This window comes from Bacillus cereus group sp. BfR-BA-01331 (assembly GCF_022663915.1).
GTDB classification, from domain to species: domain Bacteria; phylum Bacillota; class Bacilli; order Bacillales; family Bacillaceae_G; genus Bacillus_A; species Bacillus_A mycoides.
Genome location: NZ_JAKUGJ010000020.1, coordinates 1 through 12,580, shown reverse-complemented (window position 1 = coordinate 12,580; position 12,580 = coordinate 1). Strand labels below are relative to the sequence as shown.

Genomic DNA, 12,580 nt, shown 5'->3' with positions numbered 1-12,580 from the left:
TTTTTTATTCGTCTTCTTTTTTATCTTCGATTTGGAGTTCGCTTTCTGGTTTATGGTATGTGTAGAAGCTATCCACAAGTAAATCTAAATGCTCTACTTCCTCACTGTAGTTAATAATTGAAGAAATAAGAGGGAAGAGGTGTAACCATATTTTATATGCTTCCTCATCGTCCTTATTTTGATAATCCATAAAGATATCAATCAATTCTTGTTTACCTGTTTCAACTTCATCAAGCATCTCAACGGATTGTTGTTTCTTTGCTTTACCAATAAATTTTAATAACACTTGTTCGTGATAATGCGTCAATGAATCAAGTTCGTTTTGAATAGATTCCTGAAACTCTTCTGGCATATAGCGCAGTTCATTTTCGGTGCGATGTAATGATTTTAACGTGCTTAAAGCGCGGCTTGTTGTCGCTAACATTTGTCTGAATAAAACGAGCTTACGAATTTTCGCGAATTGTATTTTTTTCGTATAGCTTCTTTCTTCTTTATACAGCAAATAGTAATGATTTAGTTTAATCATTTTTTCTTTCATGCGATCAATATCGGTTTTTAGCGTTGTAAAATCAGAAGCTTGCCTACTGTTCATACGAATCCATTTAACAATTTCCTCTGTATTATCAACGATGCGATGGTAAAGTTTTGTTTCATATTTTGGCGGCATAAATACTAAATTTACAAGAGAAGCCGCAATAATTCCAATCATAATCGTCGCGAATCGAAGTAAGGCAAAATTAAAGAAATCTTCGCCTTGATACTCCATAATGGCGATAACTGTTACTAAAGCGAGTGATATTGTTTTTTCTAAGCGTAATTGCAAAGTAAGAGCAATTACTAATATACACGTTAATCCAATAATAAAAGGATTATGTCCAAAAGCAGTAGCAAATACGATAGCGAATACAGCACCAATTACGTTTGCTTGAATTTGCTCAAGAGCAGTTAAATACGAGCGGTATACAGACGGTTGAACAGCAAAGATAGCTGAGATTCCCGCAAATACAGGACTCGGTAATTGAAGTAAAATACAAGCAAATAAAGCTAATGTAATGGCAATACCCGTTTTTAAAATGCGAGCACCAAGTTTCATACCCTTATTGATATCCTTTCTCTTGTCATAATGAATGTACAACATGATACTATACATTCATTACAATATGTTAGCAAGTGATATTTTAGTGACGTTAAAAAGTTTAATAAATAAATTACAATCAATTTATAATTTCTCCAAATTCTCTTTAAACATCTATTCTTTAATAAAAAAACCTGCTGAATTTCAGCAGGTTTCAAATTGTTATTCTAGATTACTATGCGATGCTCGCTTCGTCAATTTTTTTATGAAAATAAATATTGTACATGTCATTCAGTTGAAATAGATGGATCCGCCTGTTCTTTTTTTGGGATAATTTCATAGAAGTGAAGCTGGATATCATCTAATAATGGTGTTAACAAAGCGACTTCTTCATATTGTTCGTGCTCATTTAATACACGAATGTAGTCTAATAATAATTCATTCACATCTTGCAAACCATTTTTACTAATTGGCTGCAATGTTACATTTGCACCTTTAGCAATTCTTCTTTTTAAAGCGTGTTCTGTTAAACCTAAGTTTGGATCATGATGTAAATAAACAACGCCACCAGTCATACCGGCACAAATCCATGGACCAGGATCTCCTAAAACAAGAGCGCGACCATTTGTCATATATTCAAAAGCAAATCCTTTTATATTAGAATATACTCCGATATTTCCTTGTTCTTTTTCGCGGAGTGGTTTTGTAATTCTGCCGCCAATTATCATATCTGCTCCAGAAAGGCGAATGCCAGCACGAGCATCAGCGTTACCTTGCACGTATAATGCACCTTTTTGAGCGCCGTATCCAAATCCTTTTCCGACAGAACCGTTATAATATGTTCCATCTGTTCCTTTTGCTTTCGTTATATAAATGCCACCGCCAAATGAAGTTTTTCCAATTCCATCTTGCGCGCCACCATTTACGTGTATAAATAAGTTCTCACTATTGTACGCGCCTAATCCGTTTCCGGGAACAGAACCGTTTGTATACTTTAATGTAAGTGGTTCAAGATGAGTGTTTTCATATAATTTACTACGAATACGATAACAGGATTCTAGACCGCCCATTACGCGTTGCTCTACGCCGACGCTTACTAATTCTTTTGACTGGAGAGAATTTGTTGTTTCAAATTGTTTTTCTTGTACAGATGCCGTTATTTTCACAGATGAATCTTCTATCGTGTGTATTAAATTACGTAAGTCTAATAAGTCTTTGCCTCGAGTTTGTTCTAATAAATCTGATCGTCCGATAATATCTTGCAAGTTTGTGTAACCGAGCTGTCCTGTTAAACGTTTCAATTCTGTACCGAAAGTAGTGAATAGGCTTAATAGCCCTGTAACTGCGCTTTCTAATTCACGTGGAACGAAACGGCGCAGTCCATGTTCTTTCGCTTGAGCTTCAGATTCAATTTGTGTTGCAATTCCGACGTGGCACGTATCAAGATGACAACCACGGCAAGTTGTACAGCCGATTGCAATCATTGATAATGTGCCAAATCCGATTCGGTTTGCTCCGAGGAGCATGATTTTTAAGGCGTCATTTACACTTCGAATACCGCCATCTGCCCAAATCTCTACTTTATGTCTCATATTTGCTTCTAGTAACGCATTGTGAGCAGCTTTAACACCAATCTCTACAGGAAGACCAACATGTTGCAATGCGTGAATACGCGCAGCACCTGTTCCGCCATCAAATCCACTAATGTTAATAAAGTCAGCGCCAGCTTTTGCGATACCAACAGCAATTGTTCCGATGTTAGGAACGACAGGAACTTTTACAGCTACTTTTGCAAGATGATTAGCCGTTTTAATTTCTGTAATCATTTGAGCTAAGTCTTCAATTGAATAAATATCATGGTTGTTAGAAGGTGAAATTAAATCCGAACCAATTGTAGCATTACGTGCTTCCGCAATTTTGGCAGTCACTTTTGAACCAGGTAAATGTCCACCTTCACCAGGCTTCGCTCCTTGACCTATTTTAATTTCAATTAAATTTGATGAATTTAGTAGTTCAGCGTTTACTCCAAATCGGCCAGATGCAACTTGTTGTCCGCGTGTATGTGGGTACTTACCAATCATATCTTTAATTTCGCCGCCTTCACCGTTCAAACTAATCATATTTAGCTGATCGGCAGCTTCTGCATACGCGCGAAAGGCAATTTCATTTTGAGAACCAAATGACATAGAACTAATAATAAATGGTAAATCATGATTGTGAATGCCGATGGACACTTCTTCAGTCGGAACTACATGCTGTGCTTGTTTTGTTTGAACAAGGTGCCTGATTGCGATGGGAGTGTTTTCTTCTAATTCACTTAACTTGTCGCGGTAATCATCATAAGAGTTTCCTTTTGCAACATCACCAATTGCTTTCCAAATCCGCGGGAATATATGAAATGATTTTCGCATTCTAACTTTTGGATTGTTAAAATCCTCAGCTCGAATTTTTGCATCTTCAGCAAGTGATTCAAGTGAAAAAGCTAAATTATTTGAACCGCAGAAGTTTGTAATTTGTAATATATTTGCGATTTCCTCATGTAATCCAATAGAGGAGAAGAGGCGACCGTAACCGCGTAATTCATGAATTCCAATCGTTGAAATTACTTTCTCTAGTCCTTTATTAAGTGCGGTATACAAATTAGTAATTGGTACTTTTGTTTCATCATTTACCGTTGCGAACAATAAATATGGATTAATACCATCTGCCCCTAATCCGTATAGCGTGACGATATCGTGTAAGGAGCGAAGGGCACCGGAACGTATAACGAGAGAGCATTTCCGGCGTAATTTATTTTTAGTTAATGCTTGATGTACTTTGGCAGTAACTAAATGTGGGTCAATCCATAACAGTTCATTTTGATGAGATTTAGCATCATCTAATAATAGTAGGGAAGCACCATTTTTAACGGCTGCTATCGCTTCGGAACTAATTCGATTTAATGCGATTTGTAGAGTTTCTGATGGACTAAATGTAACAGAAATTGTAGAGACAGAGCTATGAGTAATGAATAGCTGTATAAGTTGTTCGTACGTAATCGTGTGTAAGTCTGCCGCGATAGATTGAGCTAAATTCCCTTCTAAAATAATGGGTGAAAGCATCTCGATTACAAATGGTTGTTTAGAGTTATCTAATAAACCCGGACGCTCTCCGAGTACAGTACGTGTGGAGAAGTGTTCAACTTCTCGATCGCGATCGATTGCTGGATTTGTAACAACGGCTACACTTTCCTTAATGAAATCAGCAATATTTCGTCTATCTGTATCAAGTGCGGCAAGTGGTGAGTCATGCCCAAGTGAACGAATTGGTTCGACGCCTTTTGTCGCCATTTGTTCAAGGAGCTGAATATGTTCTCGATCCCAGCCGAAAGCGACGTATTGATTCGTTTCAACTTGAACCGAATCACATAATCCCTCAGTTTCTTTCGTTTCAGGGATAGATAAGTTTACATGATAATTGGTAACATCGATTCGTTTCTTAAAACGGTTATATACTTCAATTTGATAATTGTCGTATTCATAGAGAACGAGCTCATCTTGTTGATTCCATTTTAATCCAACTTTTTCTCCAGGAGCGAGTGGTTTCGGCTCTGCTACATATTCAGTTGGTGATACAACTCCAGGTTCAGAAGAGAAAATATAGGAGCTCTCTGTCTCTACTTTCCAAACTGGGCGTAATCCAAGGGAATCGACACTGAAAACAGCTTCATCTTTATAACGTGAAATAATACCAGCTGGACCTTGTGCGAAATGCCCCCAAGCCTCACGTATATAAGTGTATAAGTTTTGTAAGTTTGTTTCGTAAAGCTTTATTTCATTAATAATTGGTGGAAATAATATATCCATTGCTTCAAATAAACTGTAGTTATACTGAACGAGAAGGGTTTCTAAGGTGCGGTTTAAATCTTGGGAATCACTGCCCCCGGCAGTAAGTGGTACATTAATCATTTCAGCTTGATCGCGTAATTTTGCAATCGTGTTAATTTCGCCATTATGTCCGAGAATGCTAAATGGTTGTACACGAAAAAAATTAGATAACGTATTAGTAGAATAGCGATTATGTCCTAGTGTCATAGTTGAAGCAATAAGTGGGTGTTGTAAATCATTGTAATAAGCAACGAGTGTATCGCCAGCACCGAGAACTTTATATACAACATGTTCATGACTTAATGAGGCAACATGAATTGCTTCATTTTCTTCGATTTTTATTGTTACAGAAAATAATGTTTGTTCAATATTTTTAACTTCACTTTCGGCGATAAGGGCAATTTGCCAAAATAAAGGTTCTTCTTGTTTACCAAGAGGACCGAGTGCATCTGAGTTTATTACATCATCATTTTCGAGAACAATTGTAAAGCTTTCATTGTTTAGTTGCGTACGAATGTAATCTTTTAACTCGGCAATGTTTTCTTTTTTATTTAGAAAAAAATGTCCAACGATAAAGTGGGGATGATCCACAATCGTTGGATTATATCCGCTACTTTTCAGTTTTTCATTCCAAAGTGCTTTTGGCATGTCGATATGAATTCCGATACCATCTCCTTCTCCGTTAATGAAACCAGCTCTATGATTCATTTTGACTAGAGATTGTATACAAAGATCGATGTTTTCTTTTGTAGGAATTCTTCGTTTTTCCATAACGGAAACGATTCCACACGCATCATGTTCTGCATTTTTATAATTCCGAAATAAAGACGGTGTCCATTTATTTTTTTTATTGAGCATCCGTCAATCCCCCCTCTGGAAAATGAATTTTGAATAATCTTACTATTTAAGGCGTGAACTGCCTTGTATACATGGATAGTAAAGATATAAAAGGATATAAAACAGATAATTATGAATAATTATACTATTAATGAGGGATTTATGAAATAGAAAAAAGGAAAAAAGAAAGATGGGCTTTCTTTTTTCCTTTTGTAATGAAGAGATTATTTATTGTTCGCTAGGGTAGAAAATGCTCTGCCAACAGCTTCAATTGTATATTCAATATCTTCTTTTGTATGTTCTGTCGTTAAGAACCATGCTTCATATTTAGAAGGTGCTAAATTAATACCTTCTTGAAGCATCAGCTTGAAGAATCTACCGAACATTTCACCATCTGTATTTTTGGCTGCATCGTAATCTTCAATTGTATTTGTCGTGAAGTATACAGTTAATGCACCCTTTAGACGGTTTACTGTAATATCGATGTTATGTTTTGTAGCTTGATCTAAAATTCCTTTTTCAAGCATTGCGCCAAGTGCATCTAATTTCTCGTATACGCCTTCTTGTTGAAGTACTTCTAGACAGGCAATCCCTGATGCCATAGAAGCAGGGTTCCCAGCCATTGTACCAGCTTGGTATGCAGGGCCGAGCGGTGCAACTTGTTCCATAATTTCTTTCTTACCACCGTAAGCACCAATTGGAAGTCCACCGCCGATAACTTTACCAAGTGCTGTTAAATCTGGGGTTACGCCAAGTAAGTCTTGAGCGCCGCCATACATAAAGCGGAAAGCAGTAATAACTTCATCATAAATTACTAGTGCACCAGCTTCGTGAACGAGTTCATTAACTTTTTCAAGGAAGCCAGGTTTTGGCTCAACAATACCGAAGTTTCCAACGATTGGCTCTACAAGGATAGCTGCTACTTCGTGTCCCCATTTATCTAACGCTTCTTTTAAAGTTTCTACATTATTAAATGGAACAGTAATAACTTCTTGAGCGATACTTTGTGGCACACCAGCTGAATCAGGAATTCCAAGAGTAGAAGGACCAGAGCCAGCTGCTACAAGTACTAAATCGGAATGACCGTGGTAACAACCAGCGAATTTCATAATTTTTGTGCGGCCAGTGTAAGCACGAGCAACACGAATGGTTGTCATAACGGATTCTGTACCAGAGTTCACGAAGCGAACTTTATCTAAAGCGGGCATTGCTTCTTTTAACATTTTTGCGAATTTTACTTCTAGTGCTGTTGGAGTACCGTATAGTACGCCGTTTTCAGCCGCTGTTTTAATTGCTTCTGTTACGTGTGGGTGAGCATGTCCAGTAATAATAGGGCCATACGCTGCTAAATAGTCGATATATTTATTTCCATCTACATCCCAGAAATAAGCACCTTTTCCGCGTTCCATTGCAACAGGAGAACCGCCTCCAACTGCTTTAAAAGAACGGGAAGGACTATTAACACCACCAACGATATGTTCTAAAGCTTCTTTATGTAACGCTTCTGATTTTGTGAAATTCACTACAATTCATCTCCTTACAAAAATCTATGTATTATTCTAACATGTTTTTTGAAAAGACGTATTGTTTGTGATAGAAGGAGCAGTTGGGTAAACTATTCGTTGTGACATTTAGGAAGGGGGTCCGATTATGAAATCGGTAATTGAGGTACAAGGGTTACGTAAAGAGTTTACAGCTTATTCAAGTCGTCCGGGCTTAAAGGGTGCATTTCGCGATTTATTAAATCGTAATTATAAAATAGTACCAGCAGTAAATGATGTTTCTTTTACTGTAAAGCAAGGTGAAATGGTTGGTTATATTGGTGAAAATGGTGCTGGTAAATCAACGACAATTAAAATGCTGACGGGGATTTTGACTCCGACATCAGGGCAAATTACAGTGAACGGAATGAACCCACACAAACAGAGAGAAGAATTTGTAAGAACAATCGGTGTTGTGTTTGGTCAGCGTTCTCAGCTTTGGTGGGATATCGCTGTACAAGAATCATTTCGTTTATTGAAGAAAGTGTACGGTGTATCGGATGCTCAGTATAAGGAACATATGGAACATGTTATTGAAACGTTAGATATTGGTCCTTTGTTAGATAAACCTGTACGGAAATTATCTCTTGGTCAAAGAATGCGTTGTGAATTAGCAGCGGCGTTAATTCATAATCCGCCGTTATTATTTTTAGATGAGCCAACAATTGGACTAGATGTTCTTGTGAAATTGAAAATACGAGAATTCTTAAAAGAGATGAATGAACGTTATAAAACAACAATTTTGTTAACAACACATGATATTACTGATATTGAAGCTTTATGTGAGCGCGTTATTATGCTTGATGAAGGAAGTATTATGTATGATGGATCTTTAGGTAACCTTCGCACGCAGTGGGGAGCGGAGAAGGAAATACATTTTCAGTTTGTTGCTCCGGTTTCATACCAGGCGTTATCAATGGTTATGCCTGATAGTCATGTCGTTTGGTCAAAAGCAAAAGAGGAAAATGCGTGGGTTGCAAAAATACCGAATGAAGAAGTTATCATTTCTATGCTGATTTCTAAAGTGGTACAAGCTTTTCAAATTAAAGATTTAAAAATTAACGAAGTGTCTACAGAGGAAATTATTCGTAACATTTATGAAGAAGGTATTATGCATGGGTAAGTATATTGAAATGATTCGGATTCGCTTTTTAATGATGCTTGCCTATCGTACAAATTATTACAGCGGGATTTTAATTTATACGATTAATATCGGTGCGTATTATTTTTTGTGGCAAGCGATTTATAGCGGGAAAGAGAACATTGAAGGTTTATCTATTTCACAAATGACTACTTATATTGCGATCGCATGGATGGCACGTGCTTTTTATTTTAATAATATAGATAGAGAAATTGCGATGGAAATTCAGGAAGGACGTGTGGCGGTAGAGCTAATTCGTCCGTATAACTATTTAGGTATGAAAGTTATGCAAGGTCTTGGAGAAGGGATATTTCGTTTTGCTTTCTTTTCAATTCCAGGTATGGTTATTGTTACGTTATTATTTTCATTACAAATTACAACGAATTTTCAAACATGGTTATATTTCTTCTTATCTTTAATATTTAGTTTTATCATTAATACACAAATAAATTTAATGACAGGGATGCTTACATTCTTCTTATTTAATAATAGTGGAATTATGTATGCGAAACGTGTCGTGATTGATTTATTTTCTGGTTTATTATTACCGATTAGTTTTTATCCGTTATGGGCCCAAAAAACAATGATGTTTTTACCGTTTCAAGCAATTAGTTATATTCCGAGTATGATTTTCTCTGAAGGTATACAAGGAAGTAAGTTATATGAAGCTTTATTATTTCAAGTGATGTGGGCAATTATACTTATTATTCCAATTGTACTCATGTGGAAAACGGCGAGAAAACGTCTAATTGTACAAGGGGGATGATGAGATGATATATATAAAATTGTTTTTGCAATATGCAAGTCAATATATAAAAACAAAATTGGAGTATCGTGGCGATTTTATCGTCGGATTACTTTCAGATTTATCACTACAAGCTGTTAATTTAATCTTCATTCTCGTTGTGTTTGGGCATACTCAAGTACTAAAAGGGTGGAGCCGAGAAGAAGTAATCTTTATCTATGGGTTCTTTTTAGTACCGTTTGCCATTTTTTCAGCTTTCTTTAATATATGGGACTTTAATGATCGTTACATTATTAAAGGAGAAATGGACCGTATATTAACGAGACCGATTCATAGTTTATTTCAAATTATATTAGAAAGAATGGAACTTGAATCTTTAATTGGAGCTATTACGGGGATTATTGTGATGGGTTATGCAGCAATGGAGCTGCAACTATCTTTTTACTGGTATGATTTCTTCTTATTCCTACTTATGGCAGGGGGAGGAGCACTTGTGTACGGCGGGATATTTGTTACGCTTGCAAGTCTTGGCTTTTGGTCGGATGCGAAAAGTTCCATTATGCCGCTTATGTATAACATAGGGAATTATGGACGCTACCCTGTTGATATTTATAACCGTGTTATTCGCTTTGTTTTAACGTTTGTTTTACCGTTTGCATTTGTTGGGGTATATCCAGCAGCATACTTTTTAAGAAAAACAGAGTGGAATAGCTATGCTTTCGCAACACCAATTGTTGGTGTTATCTGTTTTACTATTGCAATTACCCTCTGGAATCAAGGGGTTAAACGATATCGTGGTGCGGGAAATTAATTATAGAAGCTTGTTCGTTTCTAAGGGATAAATCCGCTATAGTCCTCATACATATAAAATGAGGTGGAGGACATGTTATGGGGATTTATTCTATTAATTGCGGCAATCGCTATTTTGAGAAGTGTCCAATTATTATGGAGTTCATATTCAAATTCCAATCGTTTCTTTTCGCTGTATAATTTAGCTACGTTGTTTTTAATTTATACAACGGTACTGATTGCGTTTGGATTAAGTTATGTTGTGCTAGAGGAAATGGGTTTTGCGGTTTTAAAAGAAGATGGGGATAGGCTAAGTGCTCATTCCTTTCAACTCGTTGAAATATGTTTATATTTTAGCGCGGTTACTTTATTGTCCGTTGGATATGGTGATATAGCTCCGATTGGAATCGGAAGATGGATTGCAATTGGAGAAGCATTAATTGGATATACATTACCGTTTGCTTTTGTGGTAAGGACTGTAATGGACAATGAAAAATAAGGTAGCATTTGTTATAGTAATAGAAAAGAAAAGGAGTGATAACAATGATCACAGTAGGAGAAATAGCACCGGAATTCACATTAGAGGGAAGTACCGGAGAACAAATTCGCTTAGCTGACTTCCGAGGTAAAAATGTAGTTTTATATTTTTACCCGAAAGATATGACTCCAGGGTGTACAACCGAAGCATGTGATTTTCGTGATGCATATGGATTATTCCAAGAGAAGGACACGGTCATCCTTGGCGTAAGTCCTGATTCGGTGAACAGACATATGAAATTCATCGAGAAGCATGAGCTTCCATTTGTACTTTTAGTAGATGAAGATCACAAAGTAGCAGAATTGTACGATGTTTGGAAGTTGAAAAAGAACTTTGGAAAAGAGTACATGGGAATCGAGCGTTCTACATTCCTTATCAATAAAGATGGTGAACTTGTAAAAGAATGGCGTAAAGTGAAAGTGAAAGGACATATTGAGGACGTTCTTTCTTATATAAAATAAATCTATATTAATGTGGAAAAAAATACATATGTAAGGCATGCGTCTATACATATTTTCTTGCGATACATAAAGTGAAAGTGTAGGGCATACCTCCTCAGATGATAGTATTCCAAGTGCGATTATGTCGCACTTTTTTCTATGTGAATGTATAGGAAATACGGGAAGTTACATAAGAATAAGGCTATATACAAAAATAAACCACATACTTATAGTAGAAATATTGACGATTTATAAGAAAAGGAGTACACTCTTTATAAGAATTATAAAATAATAATCCGTATAGAATCGGGGTGCATGACGGTGGTCAAAGAAGAATTAAAAGAAGCGCTAGAAATGCTGAAAAATACGGGTGTACGCATTACTCCACAGCGTCATGCTATTTTAGAGTACCTTGTGGAATCTATGACGCACCCAACAGCGGATGACATTTATAAAGCATTAGAAGGTAAGTTTCCAAATATGAGTGTTGCAACTGTCTATAATAACTTACGTGTGTTTAAAGAAGTTGGACTTGTAAAGGAATTAACTTATGGGGACGCTTCAAGTAGATTTGATTATGTTACAAGTCAACATTATCATGTGATTTGCGAAAAATGTGGTAAGATTGTTGATTTTCCTTATGGAGGTTTGGAACAGCTTGAAGAGGAAGCTGCGAAAACGACAGGATTCATTATTAATAGTCATCGCTTAGAAATTTATGGCGTTTGTCCAGAGTGTCATAAGGCGTAATATATAATAAAGAAAGAGGGTGACGATTAAGTCACCCTCTTTCTTTATTATATAGGGATGAAAAAATACTAAAGTGAAAGTACGTGTTATCCTTTATAGCTTTTTTTATTGTATTTCTCATTAAATTCTTTTCCTTCTAAACTCGGATCCAGTGTTAAAGGTTGGTTGCAATGCATGCATGCGTCGACACGACCAAGCATTTTTGTTGGCTTATCGCAGCTTGGACAAATAATTTGTACAGTCTTAGTAGATAACATACCAATCCAAAAATAAACGACAGTACTAGCGATAACAGCTAAAAAGCCAACCATCATAAATGTTGTCATAATAATAATGTTGTCACGGAAAAAGACTCCTAAGTATGCAATGAAGAGGCCGATAAATACTAAACTTAATGCGAAGGTCCGAATTTTATTGATTTTGTTCGAATATTTAATGCTCATTCTCACCACGCTCCTATAATAATAATATAACATAAAATTTAGAATTTTCACTCGTTCAGAAACGTGATAAAGCGATAAGATATGAAATGTGGAGTATGATGAAGAATGAAGGGAGGCTATAATGATTTTTGAAACGAGTTTTTTAACATTTAACGGGATGTGAAATTTTTTTATAAAAAGTATTGACCCTACATATACTGCATGATATATTAATAAACGTCGCTGATGCGGAAACGCAGTGAACGACAAAAAAAGAAACTTGAAAAACTTAGTTGACATCGGAATACGAAGATGTTAACATAAGAAAGTCGCAATTGAGCGGCGAAGTAGTTCTTTGAAAACTGAACGAAACAAACAACGTGAACGTCAATTTTTATTTTTAGATGCTAGACAAACTAACTTTATTGGAGAGTTT

General features: G+C 36.2%; 10 protein-coding genes. 6 read left to right on the top strand and 4 right to left on the bottom strand.

Translation table 11 applies throughout. The annotated features are described in order from the left end of the window. Nucleotides 1–4: 4 nt before the first annotated feature. The 3 genes from MR155_RS24345 to hemL all read right to left on the bottom strand — a co-directional run bounded on the left by MR155_RS24345 (nt 5) and on the right by hemL (nt 7,301). Nucleotides 5–1,093: an aromatic acid exporter family protein gene (locus MR155_RS24345; RefSeq protein ID WP_002063696.1), complete on the bottom strand. Its 1,089-nt coding sequence runs from the start codon at nt 1,091–1,093 to the stop codon at nt 5–7. 269 nt (nt 1,094–1,362) lie between these two features. After that, nucleotides 1,363–5,799 (bottom strand): glutamate synthase-related protein, encoded by a 4,437-nt coding sequence (locus MR155_RS24340; RefSeq protein ID WP_242311312.1) that lies wholly within the window; start codon nt 5,797–5,799, stop codon nt 1,363–1,365. 203 nt (nt 5,800–6,002) lie between these two features. Beyond that, entirely contained in the window at nt 6,003–7,301 is a 1,299-nt protein-coding gene (hemL, locus tag MR155_RS24335) for a glutamate-1-semialdehyde-2,1-aminomutase (RefSeq protein ID WP_002010346.1), read from the bottom strand. A 127-nt stretch (nt 7,302–7,428) separates the two neighbouring features. Between hemL and MR155_RS24330 the strand changes: the two genes are divergently transcribed. The 6 genes from MR155_RS24330 to perR all read left to right on the top strand — a co-directional run bounded on the left by MR155_RS24330 (nt 7,429) and on the right by perR (nt 11,722). Then, on the top strand, nt 7,429–8,442 hold the full coding sequence (locus tag MR155_RS24330) for an ABC transporter ATP-binding protein (protein ID WP_113937950.1): 1,014 nt from the start codon (nt 7,429–7,431) through the stop codon (nt 8,440–8,442). Beyond that, nucleotides 8,435–9,226 (top strand): ABC transporter permease, encoded by a 792-nt coding sequence (locus tag MR155_RS24325; protein WP_113937949.1) that lies wholly within the window; start codon nt 8,435–8,437, stop codon nt 9,224–9,226. The genes MR155_RS24330 and MR155_RS24325 overlap by 8 nt, the downstream gene beginning before the upstream one ends. Nucleotides 9,227–9,230: 4 nt before the next feature. Next, nucleotides 9,231–10,016 carry an ABC transporter permease gene (locus MR155_RS24320; RefSeq protein ID WP_113937948.1) on the top strand — a complete coding sequence of 262 codons (786 nt, stop codon included), beginning with the start codon at nt 9,231–9,233 and terminating at the stop codon, nt 10,014–10,016. A gap of 72 nt (nt 10,017–10,088) precedes the next feature. Beyond that, nucleotides 10,089–10,493, top strand: a complete 405-nt coding sequence (locus tag MR155_RS24315) for a potassium channel family protein (protein WP_002091112.1) — start codon at nt 10,089–10,091, stop codon at nt 10,491–10,493. A 44-nt stretch (nt 10,494–10,537) separates the two neighbouring features. Then, nucleotides 10,538–10,993, top strand: a complete 456-nt coding sequence (bcp, locus tag MR155_RS24310; RefSeq protein WP_002010353.1) for a thioredoxin-dependent thiol peroxidase — start codon at nt 10,538–10,540, stop codon at nt 10,991–10,993. 300 nt (nt 10,994–11,293) lie between these two features. Then, entirely contained in the window at nt 11,294–11,722 is a 429-nt protein-coding gene (gene perR, locus MR155_RS24305) for a peroxide-responsive transcriptional repressor PerR (RefSeq protein WP_165762387.1), read from the top strand. Between the two features lie 86 nt (nt 11,723–11,808). Here perR and MR155_RS24300 read toward each other — a convergent pair whose 3' ends face one another. Continuing rightward, a complete protein-coding gene (locus MR155_RS24300) occupies nt 11,809–12,165 on the bottom strand; it encodes a YgzB family protein (RefSeq protein WP_002063699.1) in 357 nt (118 codons plus the stop codon). Nucleotides 12,166–12,580 lie beyond the last annotated feature (415 nt).